The 17,753-nt window shown below is 57.9% G+C and carries 15 protein-coding genes, 3 tRNA genes and 1 pseudogene; 11 read left to right on the top strand and 8 right to left on the bottom strand.

Annotated features, from left to right (window positions below):
* The first annotated feature begins 140 nt into the window (after window positions 1–140).
* The 3 genes from FJW00_RS11565 to FJW00_RS11555 all read left to right on the top strand — a co-directional run bounded on the left by FJW00_RS11565 (window position 141) and on the right by FJW00_RS11555 (window position 459).
* A tRNA-Leu gene (locus FJW00_RS11565) sits at window positions 141–227 on the top strand.
* A 30-nt stretch (window positions 228–257) separates the two neighbouring features.
* Window positions 258–344 (top strand) — tRNA-Leu (locus FJW00_RS11560).
* A 28-nt stretch (window positions 345–372) separates the two neighbouring features.
* A tRNA-Leu gene (locus tag FJW00_RS11555) sits at window positions 373–459 on the top strand.
* Between the two features lie 125 nt (window positions 460–584).
* On the opposite strand, the gene FJW00_RS11550 is transcribed toward FJW00_RS11555, so the two are convergent.
* Window positions 585–869, bottom strand: a complete 285-nt coding sequence (locus tag FJW00_RS11550) for a DUF1435 domain-containing protein (RefSeq protein ID WP_111207685.1) — start codon at window positions 867–869, stop codon at window positions 585–587.
* A 232-nt stretch (window positions 870–1,101) separates the two neighbouring features.
* Between FJW00_RS11550 and FJW00_RS11545 the strand changes: the two genes are divergently transcribed.
* The 3 genes from FJW00_RS11545 (at window position 1,102) to FJW00_RS11535 (ending at window position 3,737) form a co-directional block, all read left to right on the top strand.
* On the top strand, window positions 1,102–2,199 hold the full coding sequence (locus tag FJW00_RS11545; RefSeq protein ID WP_046101167.1) for a GGDEF domain-containing protein: 1,098 nt from the start codon (window positions 1,102–1,104) through the stop codon (window positions 2,197–2,199).
* 184 nt (window positions 2,200–2,383) lie between these two features.
* Window positions 2,384–3,178: a siderophore-iron reductase FhuF gene (fhuF, locus tag FJW00_RS11540; protein WP_046101166.1), complete on the top strand. Its 795-nt coding sequence runs from the start codon at window positions 2,384–2,386 to the stop codon at window positions 3,176–3,178.
* Between the two features lie 94 nt (window positions 3,179–3,272).
* Complete coding sequence (locus FJW00_RS11535) at window positions 3,273–3,737, top strand: YbaK/EbsC family protein (RefSeq protein WP_046101165.1); 465 nt, start codon at window positions 3,273–3,275, stop codon at window positions 3,735–3,737.
* A 14-nt stretch (window positions 3,738–3,751) separates the two neighbouring features.
* On the opposite strand, the gene FJW00_RS11530 is transcribed toward FJW00_RS11535, so the two are convergent.
* The 3 genes and pseudogenes from FJW00_RS11530 to FJW00_RS11520 all read right to left on the bottom strand — a co-directional run bounded on the left by FJW00_RS11530 (window position 3,752) and on the right by FJW00_RS11520 (window position 7,228).
* Window positions 3,752–4,738, bottom strand: coding sequence for a nucleoside hydrolase (locus FJW00_RS11530; RefSeq protein ID WP_140924181.1), 987 nt, complete (start codon window positions 4,736–4,738; stop codon window positions 3,752–3,754).
* Window positions 4,739–4,749: 11 nt separating this feature from the next.
* Window positions 4,750–5,771: pseudogene (locus FJW00_RS11525) on the bottom strand (LacI family DNA-binding transcriptional regulator).
* Between the two features lie 65 nt (window positions 5,772–5,836).
* Window positions 5,837–7,228, bottom strand: coding sequence for an MFS transporter (locus FJW00_RS11520; RefSeq protein ID WP_140028832.1), 1,392 nt, complete (start codon window positions 7,226–7,228; stop codon window positions 5,837–5,839).
* 581 nt (window positions 7,229–7,809) lie between these two features.
* On the opposite strand from FJW00_RS11520, the gene FJW00_RS11515 reads away from it, so the two are divergent.
* A complete protein-coding gene (locus FJW00_RS11515; protein ID WP_140924179.1) occupies window positions 7,810–8,364 on the top strand; it encodes a histidine phosphatase family protein in 555 nt (184 codons plus the stop codon).
* On the opposite strand, the gene FJW00_RS11510 is transcribed toward FJW00_RS11515, so the two are convergent.
* The gene (locus FJW00_RS11510; protein ID WP_140924176.1) at window positions 8,346–9,311 is read right to left on the bottom strand and encodes a beta-propeller fold lactonase family protein; all 966 of its coding nucleotides are present in this window, start codon (window positions 9,309–9,311) and stop codon (window positions 8,346–8,348) included. The genes FJW00_RS11515 and FJW00_RS11510 overlap by 19 nt on opposite strands.
* A 493-nt stretch (window positions 9,312–9,804) precedes the next feature.
* Here FJW00_RS11510 and FJW00_RS11505 point away from each other — a divergent pair, with 493 nt between their 5' ends.
* On the top strand, window positions 9,805–10,818 hold the full coding sequence (locus FJW00_RS11505) for a glycosyltransferase family 32 protein (RefSeq protein WP_046101160.1): 1,014 nt from the start codon (window positions 9,805–9,807) through the stop codon (window positions 10,816–10,818).
* Here FJW00_RS11505 and FJW00_RS11500 read toward each other — a convergent pair.
* A complete protein-coding gene (locus tag FJW00_RS11500) occupies window positions 10,795–11,712 on the bottom strand; it encodes a LysR family transcriptional regulator (protein ID WP_140924174.1) in 918 nt (305 codons plus the stop codon). The genes FJW00_RS11505 and FJW00_RS11500 overlap by 24 nt on opposite strands.
* Window positions 11,713–11,813: 101 nt before the next feature.
* Between FJW00_RS11500 and FJW00_RS11495 the strand changes: the two genes are divergently transcribed.
* Window positions 11,814–12,203 (top strand): tautomerase family protein, encoded by a 390-nt coding sequence (locus tag FJW00_RS11495; RefSeq protein ID WP_009092284.1) that lies wholly within the window; start codon window positions 11,814–11,816, stop codon window positions 12,201–12,203.
* Between the two features lie 223 nt (window positions 12,204–12,426).
* Complete coding sequence (gene opgB / locus FJW00_RS11490) at window positions 12,427–14,718, top strand: phosphatidylglycerol--membrane-oligosaccharide glycerophosphotransferase (protein ID WP_140924172.1); 2,292 nt, start codon at window positions 12,427–12,429, stop codon at window positions 14,716–14,718.
* 63 nt (window positions 14,719–14,781) lie between these two features.
* Here opgB and FJW00_RS11485 read toward each other — a convergent pair whose 3' ends face one another.
* Together FJW00_RS11485 and FJW00_RS11480 are read right to left on the bottom strand one after the other, a co-directional pair.
* Window positions 14,782–15,495, bottom strand: a complete 714-nt coding sequence (locus FJW00_RS11485; RefSeq protein ID WP_140924169.1) for a GNAT family N-acetyltransferase — start codon at window positions 15,493–15,495, stop codon at window positions 14,782–14,784.
* A gap of 123 nt (window positions 15,496–15,618) precedes the next feature.
* The gene (locus tag FJW00_RS11480; RefSeq protein WP_058958262.1) at window positions 15,619–16,689 is read right to left on the bottom strand and encodes a LacI family DNA-binding transcriptional regulator; all 1,071 of its coding nucleotides are present in this window, start codon (window positions 16,687–16,689) and stop codon (window positions 15,619–15,621) included.
* A 193-nt stretch (window positions 16,690–16,882) separates the two neighbouring features.
* On the opposite strand from FJW00_RS11480, the gene FJW00_RS11475 reads away from it, so the two are divergent.
* Window positions 16,883–17,695, top strand: a complete 813-nt coding sequence (locus tag FJW00_RS11475) for an ABC transporter substrate-binding protein (protein ID WP_058958261.1) — start codon at window positions 16,883–16,885, stop codon at window positions 17,693–17,695.
* The last annotated feature ends 58 nt before the right edge of the window (window positions 17,696–17,753 follow it).

Genomic DNA, 17,753 nt, shown 5'->3' with positions numbered 1-17,753 from the left:
GCTGCTGACCGCGTTGCCGGGCTGAAAATGTTGCTTTTTAGAGCGATCGTTTCAGCCCGACGAAATAGTTGTTGACGCAAAGAGTAAAATCTCTAGAATGCGCCTCCGTGGTTGTAACATTCTCAGGGTGTTACGGGTATGCGAAGGTGGCGGAATTGGTAGACGCGCTAGCTTCAGGTGTTAGTGTCTTAACGGACGTGAGGGTTCAAGTCCCTCTCTTCGCACCAAAATCACATGTTTCATATCGCGAGCACTGCGCGAAGGTGGCGGAATTGGTAGACGCGCTAGCTTCAGGTGTTAGTGTCTTAACGGACGTGAGGGTTCAAGTCCCTCTCTTCGCACCATTGCGGTGATATGAAAAGACAACAAGATGCGAAGGTGGCGGAATTGGTAGACGCGCTAGCTTCAGGTGTTAGTGTCTTAACGGACGTGAGGGTTCAAGTCCCTCTCTTCGCACCAACGTTGTCATCCTCCGGCTTTATTCATGTTTCCTTCCTGTTCTGACCGTTTCTTTGCCATTTCAGGCTCGCCTTCTGATTTTTACACCTTTTCTGTTACGTCAGCATGACGCCCCTGCACTGTTGCTAATTCAGATGAAAATTCACGGAAACCGCCGCCAGTCCGGTCGCTAATGCCAGGCAGGATGGCAGCAGCAGATAGTGACGCAGGCGCTGATGAAAGAGCATCACCACCGTCAGCAACAGCGCAACGATCATCACCATTCGCCACTGACTGAATCCCGGCTCCCACAGGGCAAACAGCGGCAGCGCTATGCACGGCAGCAGAACCCCCCACGCACTATCCAGTTTTTTGCCCAGTGCCCAGCTGATTCCCCACAGGCCGCAGGCCGCTACGATCGCTATCCCCATGACGCCAACCTCAAATGATAAGCATTCCCATTATCATATGACAGTTTTTCCCGTTCTGCAGCCTGTTTTTGGCTGGCCCGGCGCTGAAGATGACAGATCATCTGGAAAATGCTAGATTGCGGCCGATAACACCTTTAATAACAGCACTAGCAATATTTGCTCATGGTCCTGCAGACCCCTCCTTTCTGCTGGCTTGCGCTTTGGTATTTCAGGGTCGTCACGAGTATTTATAATGAAATTACAATCATATGAAGAACTGAAGCAGAGTAAATACCGGCTTTCAGTGATGCTTTTCCTGTTTTTAAATATCGCCGTTTCCCTCTTTTATCTGCTGCCAATAATGAGCACGGAAAAAAGTGAGACGACGCTGCCGGTTATGTGTGTCGCCGCCTTCAGCTCCCTCACGTTAATTGCCCATTTAATCTGGCCCAAAGTTAAACTCCCCCTGTTAAATCCTGTTGCGCTGCTATTAGGGATCTTCTGGGCCTGGCATATTAATTATCGTTTCCATCTGGTGTTCTATTTTGATGGTGGCTTTCTGATTATCAGCCTGATCAGCGTGTTATTTATCAGCGCCATCGCCCTGAGCGATTATCTGGTGGCTTTCTGTCTGCACGTCGCCCCGCCCGTTCTGACCGTATTGCTGCTCGACAATGGTCAGCATCTGCCGCTTATTCTGCTGACCATCTCCCTGCCGCTGATCGGTTTTTCATTGCAGCACCTGATGCGCCGCCGGGCCGACAACTTTACCCTGCGTCTGATGCATCAGCTTTACGAAGAGAAAGAGACCTTCAGCGACCTCAGCATGCTCGATCCGCTGACCGGGCTGTATAACCGCCGTGGTTTGAAGAACCGGCTCGACAATATCCTGGAAAACCACGCCGGCAGCCACTTTGTGCTGTTGCTGGATATCGATCACTTCAAGGCTTACAACGACAATTATGGTCATGCGATGGGCGATCAGGCGCTGGCGCGGGTCTCTGTGGCGATCCGTGATGCGGTGCGTTCGCGCGATGTCGTTACCCGCTATGGCGGTGAAGAGTTCCTGGTGCTGATGACCAACGTGAACAGCTCCATTGCGATGAAGCTGGCAGAGCGCATCCGTCAGTATGTGGTGGATTTGGAGATCCCCCATCTGTTCAATGAGACTGTGTCAACGCACGTCACTATCAGCGCGGGGATTGCGCCGATTTACGACAACGAGTTCGACCAGGCCGTCGCCAATGCCGACAGCGCCCTCTATGTTGCGAAGAACCAGGGCCGGAATACCATTCTCGCCTGGGAAGATTTACCCAGAGAGGCGCCTCACACCGCAGAAGAGCCCGTATAACACGCTGATAACCGGCGTCTGCCCCTGTTGATCTGACCGAGCTGTCGCGGTCATCGCCGGGCTGATTTCTCCTCTCCTCCCCTGCTGTTTTTACCGCCAGGAACCGCACGCTTTTACGCCGCTTGTAGAGTTAATCAATAACGATTATCATTTGCTTTCTTATCTACACTTTTCGCGAGTCGTCATGGCAACCGCTTCAGCTCAGGAACAGCGTTTCAGCGCTCAGTCGATGATCTTCCGGCAGAATGACCGTCCACTGGCGGAAAGTCTGTATGAACGGCTGCAACAGCAGCGCAGCTATCTGCTGGATTCAACGAAGCTCAGCCAGTCAGCCCCGCGTGATGCGCAGACCCTTGCCGTCTGGTCACACGCTGACGCCTTCGCCCCGCTTATCCGGCGCTACAGTGACTACCTCTATCGCGATCATCCCGATGCGGTGCGTGAAGCGAAACCCGTGCTCTCACTCTGGGCGCAGTGGTATTTCGGTCTGCTGATACCGCCGCTGCTGATGGCCCTGCTACAGGAGTCCCGCGCGCTCGACTGCTCGCCGGAACACATTCGTGTCGGTTTTCATGAGCATGGTCATCCGGCCACCTTCTGGATTGATGTGCAGGAGGATGAAGAGGCGCGCTATCTCAACCCGCTGCAGCGCATCGACCGCCTGATTCAGCAGCATCTCATCCCGGCCGTGAATGGCATTACGCAGCATGGTGACATCAACGCCCGCCTGATCTGGAACAACATGGGGTTCACTTTCCAGTGGTTCCTGGGCGAGCTGAAAAGCCAGATAGATGAGACGCTGGTCCTGCAGCTGGAACAGGCGCTGTTCTTTAACCAGCGGCTGCTGGATGGCAGCGACAATCCCCTCTATCGCACCATGATCCCGCGTGACGGTGAACTGGTGCGGCGCAGCTGTTGCCAGCGCTATCGCATTCCCGATGTTCAGCAATGCGGCAACTGCACCCTGAGCAGCAGCTAAACAGACCCGATTCCCGCGAATTCTCCGTTTATCCCGTTTACAGGCACAGAGGCTTGTGGCAATTTTTACGCCTTCGATCAGCCTGGAGAGAAAGATGAGTCTGGAGTCTGTGCGCCAGTTCTTCGCCGAACACGCCCCTGAAATTGAAATTATTGAACTGGCAGAGAGCACCGCAACGGTCGGGATGGCCGCTCGCGCCCACGGCGTGACGCCAGGCGAAATAGCAAAAACCCTGTCGCTGAAAGTGAAAAACGAGGTGGTGCTGATCGTAACGCGAGGCGATGCCCGGCTGGACAATCGCAAACTGAAAGCGGCGCTGGGCGCGAAAGCGCGCATGCTGAGCGTTGACGAGGTGATTAACTGGACCGGCCACCCGGTGGGCGGCGTCTGTCCTTTCGGTCTGGAAAACCCGCTGACCGTTTACTGTGATGTTTCACTGCGCAGTTTTGAAGAAGTCTTACCTGCCGCTGGCGCTATCCATAGCGCCGTCCGCATTTCGCCGCAGCAGATGGCTGAACTGACGAATGCCCGCTGGATTGATGTCTGCGAAGCGATCTGACCCTTTACCTCTGCTCAGCTAATCAGGCGTCTGAAAGCCTGCTCAAGGATCGATAACAGCAGCGTGTTATCGACGCGATGCAGGACATGCACCGAGGCGCCGCACTGCTCGGGCACACCGACAGAGAGCCGGAGCGGCTGCCGATAACGCCAGCTCTTGCCGCGCGTGGCACCGGGACGCAGCTCAATGTCGACCCGGTAATCGATTCCTGAGGCGACACGCTGATTCAGCAGCCAGGCGACCACCAGCGCATCGTGGATCCAGCATCCCGCCAGCTGACGGGTCTGCATCGAATAGTCGATCCACGGACGCAGCGTGTCGCGCACAAAGTCGGCCAGCGGATGATCGACGGCGGTCAGCCGGGTCAGATCCTGCTGGGTCAGCAGCGTCTGCGTGGTGACATCCATCGGCACCAGCGTTACCGCAGCACCACTGTGCAGCACTTGGTGCGCCGCTTCCGGGTCCAGGCCGAAGTTGGTGTCTTTGATATAGTCATCCAGCGCAAAGACGCCTCCCATGACCACAATCTCCGCCACCGATTCGGCCATCGCGGGATAGCGCTGCATCGCCAGCGCCACGTTCGTCAGCGGGCCAATCGCCACCAGCGTAATCTCGCCCGGATTGTCGCAAATCAGCCTGCCGATAGCGTCAGCCGCGTCAAATCCGTCCGCGGTGACATCGGCTGGCTGACGGACATCCTGCCAGAGATCGGCCAGCGCCAGCTGATTAACCCGGTTATCGAGCGTCTCGCGCCACGGCGCCGGATCTTCCTGCAGCGCCTGTGTCGCCCCCTGCACCACCGGGATGGTGAGTCCCAGCCGGGCAATCAGATCTTTCGCCACGCGCGCGCCCACCTCACTCGGCGTATTACCCGCCACGGTGGTGATTAATTCCAGCGACAGGCCGGGTGAGGCTAAGGCCAGCGCGATCGCCAGGCCATCATCGGTGTTGGCACCTGCAATCCCATTACCGGGATCGCAATCAATAATGATTCTTTTCATCTTCTTATTCGTTAACTCTGAGATTGCGGCGTGCAGCCGCAGGATTCACCGATTTCAAGATAGTGTGGAAACTCCTTTAACTGGGCTTCGCTCTGCCCCTCTTTCAGCATGTGGATCGCCGCACGCGCCATCTCGCGCAGTGGCTGACGCACGGTCGTTAATGTCGGAACATGAAACGATGACTGATTGGTGCCGTTAAAGCAGACCAGCGCGACATCCTGTGGCACCCGGATCTGATGCTCCGAAAAGGCCCGCACTGCGCCAATCGCCTGACCTTCGTTGCTGGTGAACAGCGCGCGGGGCACGCAGCCACGGGCAATCATCGTCTGCACCGCTTCATATCCCCCTGCGGGGTGTAGCTGGCGGGAAACATCAGCGATTCATCAATCGGCAGGCCGCGCTCCTGCATGGCATCGCGCCAGCCCTGAATACGATCCTGCGCGTTAAGCATATCGACCGGACCGGTGATGATGCCGACCTGCTGATAGCCGTGGCTCAGCAGATGTGCCGTGACCTGCCAGGCCGCCTGGCGCTCATTGACGCGCAGCATGTTCACGCCAGGCTGAGGTTCCACCCGTTCCAGCATCACCAGGGGCGTGCCGCTCGCTTTAATCAGGTCGATGTATGGATGGCGATCGACGCTGTTATAAAACAGGCCATCGACCTGCCGGTTGAGCAGCCCCTGAATAAGCTCCAGTTCGCGCCGGCGATCGTCACCGGCATCGCCCAGCAGCATGACATGACCGTGATTCATCGACTCCTGCAACAGCACGTGCGCCATGGACGCGACAAACGGATTGCCGATGTTCGGCACGACCAGACCAAAGGTTTTGGTGTTGCCGGACGCCAGCGCCCGTGCAGCCGCATTGGGCCGGTAACCGGTCGCTTTAATCGCCTCCAGCACCCGCTGCCGGGTCGCCTCGGCGACCGGACGCGGCCCGTTGTTAATGACATAACTGACAACTGCCACTGAGGTGCCTGCCGCTTTCGCCACTTCACTGCGGGTCACTTTTCCCGTTAACGACTTAGGCACATCACTTTCCTCCCTAAAAAAACAGGCCGCTTTACACGGCCTGCTGCTTATTTCGTTTTGCCCTGTCAGATGGCGTCATCAGGCAGATTGAGATCCCGCCCTCGCGTCTCAGGCGCAACAAAGGTGGTAAAGAATCCAGTCGCGGCCATCGCCGAGAAGTAGACCGCAATCGGCCACCAGTGTCCGGTATAAGAGAGCATAGCAGCCGCAATCAGCGGTGCCGTGCCGCCGGAGAGAATCGAACCCAGCTCCTTCGCCACCGCCATTTTGGTGTAGCGATGATGCACGCCGAACATCTCCACGCCCCAGGCGGCCTGCACACCAAAAATACCCAGCGACGCCAGCCCCATGCCCACCACAATCACCGGAATGACCAGCATCGGTTCACGCGTATCCAGCAGCGTAAAAGCGGGCCAGGCGTAGAGCATCAGCAGCAGACAGAAGACGCGATAAACGATCCGGCGACCAAAACGGTCAGAGAGCCAGCCCGCAAAAGGGATAATCAGAAAACCCAGCAGCGACGCAAGGAACACTGCCGTGGTCGGGACCGATTTATCCACCAGCAGAACCTTCGCGACATAGCCGACGATGAAGCCCTGCGACAGATAGGAGGGACCGTTTTCACCGATGCGCAGCCCCACCATCGTCCAGAAGGCGCGGGTGCGCTGGAAGAACGGCCGCGTATCCTTCACCGGCGGGGTCGCCAGCACACCGGCGCGCGCCGCTTCCATCTCCGCTTTTCTGCGCTCAAAGACCGGGGTTTCGCGCAAGTGACGCCGGATCCACAATGCCACCAGCGCTATCAGCGCACTGCTGAGGAAAGGAATACGCCAGCCCCACGCCAGCAGGCTCTGCTGATCCATCTGCACCACCAGCAGCCAGACCAGCGACGCCAGCAGTGTGCCGCTGTTAGAGCCCAGCGCGATAACGGAAGCGACCAGCCCGCGACGCTCTGCGGGCGCATACTCGCCCAGCATGACAGTACCGCCAGAGAGCTCTGCACCCGCGCCGAACCCCTGCGTGAAGCGCAGCAGGACCAGACAGGCGGGTGCCCAGACGCCAATCGTGGCATAGCTGGGGATTAAGCCGATAAAGGTGGTGGAGGCCCCCATCAGAATGATGGTGGTGATCATGACCGCCTTTCGCCCTTTGCGGTCGCCGAGCCAGCCGAAGAAAAGTGCGCCGATAGGCCGGGCAACGAAGCCGACTGACCAGGTGGCAAAGCTGGAGAGCAGCGCCATGGCCGGTGTCGATTCGGGAAAGAAGACATCGCCGAAGATGATACCGGCAGCCAGACCATAGAGCGCAAAATCCGCGTACTCCATCGCCGTTCCGAGCCAGCATGAGAATGTGGCGCGCCAGAAATCTTTGCGGCCTGAGGGGGTATTAAACCGCGCATCGGCGGCTGAAGTGGATGACAGTGATGCCTGCTGCTTAACGGAATTGTGTGCCGTCATAACCCTATCCCTGAATGCGTATGCAGATCGATAAACGCCCGTCCATGGGTCGATTCCCTGATAAAAGCGGAATTCCCCGGTGGCGACGTTCAGTTGACTAACCATGATGAAAGGTTAAAGGATTCCCTGGTGTTGGAATCATCTGCCTCGCCCGTTTTCGCCGATCTTTTTTAACCGGTCACTTAAACTGAGCGAATGTAACTTAACAATCGATGGAGCCGACTGTGCATCGAGCACCGTGAGCAATCACTGGGGACCTAGTGTATCTACGCGCGTAGATAAATCAAGCGATCCCGACGCAAAATGTTAGTCAGACTTCACTATCACAGTGCGTCATCATGGTTTTTTATCGCAAATTCAGCCAGTTAACAGCGCCTCACTTTGCACAAAAAAAAGTCATCGCTCGCGTTAAGTCAGCACTTTCTCTAATCATTAAGCGTAAAAAACAGGCGGGGCTGCTTTCATCGGGCTCTGTTGTCGCACAGCTCTGTGACCGCAGGATGACACTCAGGCTCAGGCTGAAAAATCGCTGCGCGCGCAAATAATGCGTTACCCTGAAAAAAAGGCCAGGCAGAGAATGTATGACCATTATTCTGATGCGACACGGTAAACCCGATCATCAGGCCGCAGGCCGTCTGAGCGTGCAGGCGCTGGCAGACTGGTGCGAAGCCTACGATCGGTCACAGGTCAGTGACGGGCCGCCGCCGCGCACTGTCCACATTGCCCGTCAGGCGGCGGTTGTTGTCTGCAGTCCCCTGCCCCGCGCGCAGTCCTCCCTGAGTCAGCTTGGTCTGCAGCCGCATGAGGTGAATGCTCTGTTCAGCGAAGTTGCCGTGCCGATACTGCGAATGGGCGCGATGCAGCTGCCGATCCTCTGCTGGCTGGCGCTGCTGCGGCTGCTCTGGTTCTGCGGATATGCGGGTGATGCGGAGTCGCTGCCTCATGCGCGCCAGCGCGCCGCAGCGGCCGCAGAAAAGTTAATCGGGTACTCCGCTCAGGGCACCGTGCTGCTGCTGGGCCACGGCATCATGAATAAGATGATTGCCCGGGAATTACGTAAACGGGGCTGGCAGGCGGAGAAGCATGCCAGCAGCCGCCACTGGAGTTCCGCGATCTATCATCGCCCGTTTATCTGAGCGAGCGAAAAATAGCCCAGCACTTCACACCCCGTTCCCACGCGCGGCGTGGCAATCACTTTACGCTGCGCCAGATCGATCACGCTCAGCGTGCCATCATCCTGATTGGCAATCAGCAGCTGCTTTTTGTCGGGGGTAAAACAGCCATCCATCGGCATGTTACCCACCGCGATGTCACCCAGCGGATTCAGCAAATCGTCAAACAGCGTGACCAGGGGTTCCTGATCCCCTATGGCCACCAGCTGTTCGCCATCGTCGCTGAAGCGCACTACCTGGCAGGGCTGCTGATGGCCCGGCAGCGTCAGGCGCTGACGGATGCGGTGGCTTTGCCGATCGATCACATAGAGCAGCGGCGCGTCAGCCGCGCTGGCGACCAGATAAGGGTGTTTCGGTGAGGCCGCGATACCGGCAATCGGGCCAGGCAGCAGAATGGTGTCGATGACCCGCCCCTCTGCCTCACACAGATCCACCACCGTGATGGTGGCATCCTCTTCGTTATCAGTGAAGAGCTTGCGGCCGCTGGGAGAGAGCGTCAGGCGATGCGCATTGTGCGAAGGGATCGGGATAACTTTTTCGACCTTGTCACTCTGTGGATCGATCACCGCCACGGCGGCGCTCTCCTCACAGCAGAGGTAGACTTTACCGTCGCGCCCCAGCTGACCGCTGTGGGGTGCCCGCAGCGGCGAGAGATCGATAAAGCCGCTGATCGTCCGACGCGCTAAATCAATGACCGCCACTTTATGACCCGGATGGGGATTGTCGCCATGCACGCCGTCGCCATAGACCGGCACATAGGCTTTACCCCAGGGGGCCAGCATCAGGAGTTCATGCGGGCGCGGTGGAAAGGCGTTCAGTTCCCGCTCAACCGCGAACGTCTCCGGATTAAGAAACAGGACGCGATTGCCCCGCTTATCGACCGCCAGCAAACCCCATGATTCACTCTGCATGTGCGCTCCTTTCTCAGTAAGTTCTTCTTAAGCGTAGACAATGCGCTTCAGGCTGTCTGATTCGGCGGATTGATGAGCCGGGCTTACGTCACACATTAAGCGCAATCACGCCCGCTCCCGCACTCCCGTAAGCGCCACGGTCTTGCGATTCAGATATTCCTTAATAACGGCGCGTACCGGGATGAAATAAATGATTAATTACGGCCATGGGTTTATTTTTATTTCATGCCCGGCCTGATTCCGTTTTATCCTAAAGTCAAAAAAAGGCATAGCTAATCAGTAAATAATGTTTTATTAAAAAGGTGCAGTGCAATTCCAGATAGCCGTGAGGAAACTACCGCGCGCTCAGGCACTGCGTCGCCACCAGGGAAACCCTTTCAATAATTCCCGCACGCATCGGGGTTGCAGCCAGTCTGTAATGCCGCCTGTTTCCGCCCCATGCGAACAGGCAGAGTCTGCACTATGACGGGAAAATAAAAATAACAGGTATATCATGACTGCACATCGCCAACGTCCAGCGCATAAAATCTGGCGCAACTGGAAAAGAATATCGTTCAGCAGCCAGATGTTATGGAATAAAAAACAGCAAAGACTCTGTCGGGCGCCGGAATATGATCCGGGTCAGGAAGATAATGTCGTTTTAATCGCTCAGCAGAAAGATCTGCCGGAGATTCCAAAGATTGTCTGGATGGTCTGGCATAATGAACAGCTGCCTGCCTCAATGGCGCTCAATATCAGCAAAATACGGCGGGATAATCCCGATCACCAGGTTTATCTGGTGACACAGCGCACCCTGTCGCAATGGCTGCCCGACCTCCGGTTTATCTCAGCCGATCTGACGCTGGCGCATAAAAGTGAGATCATCCGGCTGGAACTGCTTCACCGTTACGGCGGCATCGGCATTGATTGCAGCACCCTGCTGTTCGAGGATCTCGCCTGGGTGCATCGCGTTCACGAGGCGCGGTCACTGGATCTGATCGGCTACTACCGCGAGCAGTCAACGCTGAACCTGCTTGCGCCGGTCATTGAAAGCTGGTTTCTGGCCGCCCCGGCGCAGAACCCTTTTATCCGTGAATGGCTGAAACAGCTGGCGCCGGTTAAAAATGTCGGCATCCGCAACTATTTTCATGAGCTGCAGAAGCGCGATGACTTTCCGCTGCTTGTGCAGAATATGGATAACCCGTCCCGTCAGCTGCTCTCACTGGCGCAGCAGGTGGCGATGCGTGAATACCGGCGGGCCAATCTCTATCTGCGTAAAGGTGAAGCCAGTGCCTGGTATTATCAGCGCCTGCACGCCGACAGCAGCAGCGCCTTTGCGCAGTCAGTGCTGTTTCAGCAGCGTCCCCAGACGCCGCCACCGATTATTAAGTTAACCGGCAATGAGCGGCTGCATCTCGACTTCAATCTACGTATCGGCCTCTATAACCGCAGCAGCCTGATTGGGGAGATGATGCATACCCGTTCGCCGGGACTGGCACTGCCCTCAGTGGTTAAAGCGGGCGCGTAACCAGTGTGTAAAGGTGGTGACCGCGCGCGGCACCTGTGCCGCCCAGGGTCGCACGATCCACAGGCGGGCGGCAAAAGCGCCGACCGGCTGCCACTCCGGCAACACCCACTGTAACGATCCCGCTGACAGCGCCTCACGGGCGCTGAAGTCGGGCAGCATGGCAATGCCCAGACCCTGCAGGGCCGCATCGCGGATCGACTCACTGTTGTTGGTGGCAAAACTGCCCTGAATCTGCACCTGAACCGTTTCGCTCTCCCCCGGCGCGACAAACCGCCAGCGCGGTGACTCGACGCCGCGCGGGTAGTAAAGGCAGTTGTGCTGCGCCAGTGCCTGCGGCCTCTCCGGCACCCCCTGCGCCCTGAGATAGGCTGGCGAGGCCACCAGCACGGTCTGCGTGTCGCACAGTGGCAGCGCCACGTGCGTTTCCGGCAGCGTGTCACAGTGGCGAATCGCCAGATCAAACCCCTCGCTGCTCAGCGAGACAAGGCGATCCGTCACATCCAGCTGCAGGCGCACCTGCGGATAGTCATGCAGAAACTCGCCGATAAGCGGCACCAGTTGCTGGCGGGCAAACGCCACGGGTGCGGTGATGCGCACCAGACCCCGCACCGGCCCGGCGGTATCCCGCACGCTGAAAAAACTCTGTTCGATGCGGGCAAAAGGCTCGCGCAGCTCCTCCACCAGCTTCTCACCGGCGGAGGTAAGCCGCACGCTGCGCGTGGTGCGCTGCACCAGCATCAGACCCGCTCTCTCCTCCAGCTCTTTGATCTTCTGGCTCATCGCCGCTTTGCTGACATCCAGCCGCGCTGCCGCACGGGTGAAACTGCCCTGCTCTGCCAGTACCGTCAGCCAGTGCAGATGCTCCCACAGGGTGTCCGTCTTCATCTCTTTCATCAGCATTGTTCACAATAATGAATAATCATTTCAGGCTACGCGCTTTTTCCCGCCGGATAAAGCCGTCACCATAGGCGTCTTATTTCTCAGGAGAAACCGCTATGCCACTGCTGCAATTTGATGTTATTGAGGGTCGTTCAGAATCTGAGCTGCGTACATTACTGGATGCCGCGCACCGGGCCGTGCTGACCGCTTTTAACGTGCCGGAACGGGATCGCTACCAGATTGTTCATGAAAACAAACGCTATCAGATGGTGTTTCAGGACACCGGGCTGGGATTCAGCCGCAGCGATAATCTGGTGATGGTGCGGGTCTTTACCAGCCCGCGCAGCAGCGAACAGAAACAGCGGTTTATGGCGGAACTGGCGCGCGAACTGCGTGAGCATTGTGGCGTGCAGGGCAACGATCTGATGATTAGCTTTATCACCAATGACAAAGGCGACTGGAGTTTTGCCGACGGCGAAGCGCAGTATCTGACCGGCAAACTCTGAAAAGCGGCCCGGACGCCTGCTCTGCTGACGGTGCGCGCCAGCCACCGTCACGTCTGCTGGACGCCCGGCAGGCACGACACAAAATCCCTCTGCGCTTCCTCGCACAAATCCGCCGGATATGTTGCAGCCCGATGACAGCCAATATAGATTGTCGAAAAACCATCCCCCGACGATGGCCGGTTGCGTGACGCCCCGCGCCCCCCTGCAGAGAGAGGATTTCCCGTTGTCCGAATTTGTGTCAGTCGTGCTGTTTCTGGCTGCTATTGCTATCTATTCCTGTAAAGCCGGGCGTAACAGATTCTGGTTTATGCTTGTTCTTGTTCTGCTGGTGATATTTGTGGTGCTGAACGCCACCCTCTACGCCAGCAACTATTTCACCGGCGACGGCATTAACGATGCGGTGATCTATACCCTGACCAACAGCCTGACCGGCGCGGGCGTCAGTAAATATGTGGTGCCGGCCATCGGGCTGATCATCGTGCTGTTTCTGCTGTTCTGCCTGCTCTCCTGGGTGCTGCGGCGGCGTAAGCGTCCCCACCATCTGGGCTGGTCGCTGCTGGCGGCCGCCTGCGCGATCGGCTCGGTGCAGACTACCCCCGCCTTTCGTCAGGTCGCGACGCTGATCGTGTCGCATACCCAGCTGGCCGATTCTGACTTCGACACCTTCTATAAAGTGCCGCGTAACCGCATTGAACAGCCGCGCCTCAACGTGGTTTATATCTATGGCGAGAGTTTAGAGCGCACCTATTTTGATCCGATTGCCTTCCCCGGCCTGGCACCTGAGCTGAGCCGTCAGAAAGAGCAGAGTATCGATTTCAGCCAGACCGAACAGCTGCCGGGCACCGATTACACGATCGCGGGCATGGTCGCCTCACAGTGCGGCATTCCGCTGTTTGCCCCGTTTGACGGCAATGCGTCGGCATCACTCTCCAGCTTCTATCCGCAAAATGTCTGTCTGGGCGACATCCTGAAAAACTCCGGCTATGAGAACTGGTTTATTCAGGGTGCCGATCTGCGTTTTGCCGGTAAGGATGTCTTCCTGAAATCGCACGGCTTCGATCCTGCCAACCTCTATGGTTCGCAGGAGCTGAAAAGCCGCGTCGCCGATCCCAGCTACCGTAATAACTGGGGCTATTATGACGACACGGTGCTCGACCAAGTCTTTGAGAAGTATCAGGCGCTCTCCCGGGCCGGTAAACCTTTTGCGCTGTTTACGCTGACCGTCGACACCCACCATCCTGACGGATTTATCTCGCGCAGCTGTCAGCGCCGAAGCTACAGCATTGAGGGGAAACCAAACCAGTCCTTCAGCGCGGTCGCCTGTTCACAGGAGCACGTCGCGCGGCTGATCGATCGCATCAAAGCGTCACCGTGGTTTAAAAATACCGTAATCGTGGTGAGTTCCGATCATCTGGCGATGAACAACACCGCGCATCCCTGGCTGATCAAACAGCCGCGTCGCAATCTCTTTATGGTGATCCGCGGGGATAAACCGCAGGCGGAGCTACTGGAGGCAAAGCGCAGCACGCTGGATAATGGCGCTACGCTGCTGGATATTCTCGGCGGCGATAATGCGATAGGTCTGGGCCGCAGCAGCCTCTCTTCGCTGTCGCTCTCAACGCAGTTTGACGATATGAAGAGCAAGGTCATGAGCTGGAAGCCCGATATTATCCAGCTCTGGAACTTCCCGAATAAGATGGAGAACTTCACCGTCGATCAGACGAAGAATAGCTTCAGCTTCTCCGGGACCACTTTTAAGCTGCCGATTCTGTTCCGCATCAGCGACAAACACGTTGAGCCGATGCCGGAAGGGGAATATTCGGCACCGCTGCGCTATCAGCTGGCCGATTTCGCGGCAGCCGATAAATTCGTCTGGGTCGATCGCTGTTTTAAAATGGCGCGACTCTGGCAGCCGTCGCTGGCCCTCTCCGGCGATCTCTGTGTGGCGATGGGGCAAACCGGCGGCACACCGTCCGTTACCCACATCGACAAACCGCAATGGAAAGGCCGGGTGCAGTTCCCGGACGGGCCGATCAGCGATGCACGTTATCAGCAAAATCAGGCGCAGATCCGTATCGAAGATAACAATATCCGCTACAGCGCTGACAGCTTCCGGCTTGATATCCCCGGCGCGCCGCTGAGTGTGAAAAGCTTCAGCGGCATCTCACGCCCGGAGAGCTGGGGACGCTGGTCAAATGCCAATCTCGCGCCTGAGGTGCATATCGACTACGTCGAAGCCCTGCCCGCGAAGTTCGATCTGGTGATCACGGCGCGGGCTTACGGCGCGAATGTGCACCGGCCGATTCCGGTTCGCGTGGGCAATCAACAGCAGCTGCTGTCGCTGGGCGAAGCGATCTCGACCCATACGCTGCATTTTGATAACCCGGACGCCAGCCACCAGCTGGTGATCGCCCCGCCTGAACCTCAGCTGAGCAACACCGGCAATATCACGGGGCAGGACCCGCGCAAACTGGGCATTGGCATGGTCGAACTTAAAATCGTGCCCCAGCCTTAATCTCCTCTTTTCTCTTCAGGCCTCTGCGTTTTTGCAGAGGCCTCTTACTTTGTCGCCACCGCTTCAGGACCTGCCGCGCAGCGCTTCCAGCTTCTCACGCTGCTGACCATCGGCGGTAAAATTCTCCTCCGCCAGCCAGCGCTGCAGCCCGCTTTTCACCTGCGGCCACTCGCGATCGATGATCGAAAACCAGCTGGTGTCGCGCGAGCGACCTTTGTAGACAATGGCCTGGCGGAAATCACCTTCATACTGAAAACCGAGGCGTGCCGCGGCTCTGCGAGAAGGCGCATTGCAGCTGTCGCATTTCCACTCATACCGGCGGTAACCCAGGCTTTCAAAGGCGTACTGCATCAGCAGGAAATGCGCCTCTGTTGCCATGCGCGTCTGCTTCAGACGGGGCGAAAAAGCGACATGACCGACTTCCATCACCCCATGTTCAGGCTGGATACGCATTAACGACAGGCTGCCCACCGCCTCTCCGGTGGCGAGGTCGATCACGGCGAAATGCAGCGGGTCGCGGCTGGCCTCCAGCTGCCGGAGATAATCCTGCCACGCCTGGGGATCATCGAACGGCCCCATAAACATATAGGTCCAGTCGCGCCCATCTTCCGCCAGCGCCCAGGCGTCAGACAGGGCCTCTCCATGCCGCGTGGCGCTGAAGGGCTCCAGCCGACACGACTGACCGGTGAAAACCTGATGTTGTGGCAGAGGACGCGGCTGCCAGTCTGGCAAAGGCTGGCCGACCGGCTGACCGTACTGATTACTGTGTTGTGACATATCGCCTCCCGGCTGCAGATAATGTCAGCAGAGTGCCACGTTCCCGGCCGCTTAAAAAGCCTGCCCCTCAGGCAACATCCCGGATCCCTTGCCCGCAAACAGTCTGACGCGCCGGGCTGCTCTTCAGCAGGCCGGCGCAGCAATCGAGTGGCGGATCATCAGATGGGCATCGAAGCGCGGCACGGGGCCGGGGGCCTCGCCGCGGATGGCGGCGATCAGACGTCGTGCGGCTTCACGGCCCATTTCATAGACCGGTTGCGCAATGACCGTCAGCGGTGGCGTCACAATCTCACTCCACGGGAAATTGTCATACATCACAAAAGAGAGATCGGCCGGGATACGCAGTCCGCGCTGCGTCACTTCGCGCAGCAGCCACATGGCGACCACGCTGTCAGACGCCACCAGCGCGGTGGGCGGCTGCGGACGCTGCCACAGCGCCGCGACGATACGGCTAATCGATGCCTCGTCCAGCGCGTTCACCTGCACCAGCGACGGATCAAACGGCACGCCTGCGTCAGCAAAGGCCTGCATCATGCCGCCCACGCGCTGGGCGACCGGCGTCAGGCCAAAATCGTCCGGCGTGCTGTAGTCAGTGGTCAGCGCCATGCTGGTGATATAGGCGATATGGCGATGACCTGCGGCCAGCAACCGGGCCGTGACGTCTGCGGCCACGTCGGTAAATTCACAGCAGACCGCGTCCACATCAAGACCGGTTACCGCGCGATCGAACAGCGTCAGCGCTCTGCCCTCTTCCTGCACCTGTATCAGATGCGCGTTCTGCTCCAGGGCTGAACAGCAGGGCGCAACGATAATGCCATCGACCCGCTTTTCCAGCATCACCCGCACCGCATCCTGCTCCGCCTGCAGCTTTTCATCACTGTTGCTCAGCAGCAGATGGTAACCCGCCGTGCGCGCCACGTCCGCCATGCCACGCAGGGCCAGACCAAAGTGAGGATTCTCAATATCGCCGACAATCACCCCGATAGTATTGGAGCGGCCGGTGTTCATACTGCGCGCCAGCGCATTGAGCCGGTAGCCCAGCGCGGAGGCGGCGCTGTTGACCCGCTCCTGCACCTCATCGCTGACCGCGCCATAGCCACCCAGCGCGCGCGCCGCCTGGGCTTTGGAAACATTTGCTGCGCGCGCCACATCTGCCACGGTCGGCGCTTTGGATCGTCTGTTCTGGCTGGTCATAATTATTTCGAATCACAGGTTGATGACAGGAATATTGACGCCGAAAAAAGGCTGTGCTTAAACTCATTGTAACTCCTTGAGACCGGTCTCACAATGTTTCTGTCTTAAGGTGCCACCTGCGTTGAGACCGGTCTCAATCAGAATTACTGGCTCAACAGTCTCTGATGTTTAAACCTGCAAAAACGGATGAGCTATGAAATCGCAAATCACACTGGGCAAACTGCTCGGCACCGCACTCGCACTCTGTTCACTGTCGTTCTCTGTGCTGGCCGCCAGCGATAACAATCCCTATGGGCTGATCGAACCGGGTCAGCTTCGCATCGCCAGCGTCGGCGACTCAAAGCCTTACACCTTCACCGACGCCAGCGGTCAGTTCACCGGCTTCGACGTCGAATTTTTCAGAAATGTCGCCCACCGCATGGGCATCGATAAGGTCGATTTTATTGGTCAGGACTTCTCGGCCATCATGCCCGCGGTCGCCAACGGTCAGTACGATGCGGCGGTGGCGGCGATTGGCATCACCCCGGCGCGGGAAAAAACGGTCGATTTCTCCACCGGCTATCTGGCTGGGTTCCTCACCGTTCTGACCCGTCATGACAGCGGCGTGAAAGATGTCGCCACACTGGCAAAGCACAGGCTCGGCGTGGTTCAGGGCACGCTCCAGGAGAACTATGCCGTGGAGCACTTCCCGCAGACCGATCTGGTGCGCTTCCCGGATAACAACAGCGCGGTCTCTGCCCTCAACAACGGCACGCTCGACGCCGTCTTCCTCGACTATGAGGCGGCCAAAAGCTACGCCGAACGCTTTAAGCTGGTCTCTGCCGCCGATATCCCCTCTTTTGATGCACCGGCGGGCATTGCCATTGCGAAAGGTAAACCCGCCTTCAAGGCCGCGCTGGATAACGCCATCAAGGCTGCGATGCAGGATGGCACCTGGCAACGGCTCTATCAGAAGTGGTTCCCCGGATCGCCGATGCCAAAACAGTATCTGCCTGGCGGTCAGTAAAGAGGTGGACGTTTACGTCCTGAGTTAACCGGGGGATGCCCCGCTCTGCAAGGAGACG

It is taken from the genome of Pantoea anthophila, assembly GCF_006494375.1.
GTDB classification, from domain to species: Bacteria; Pseudomonadota; Gammaproteobacteria; order Enterobacterales; family Enterobacteriaceae; genus Pantoea; species Pantoea anthophila.
The sequence above is the reverse complement of the archived record's forward strand: the minus strand, read 5'-3'. Positions and strand labels throughout refer to the sequence as shown.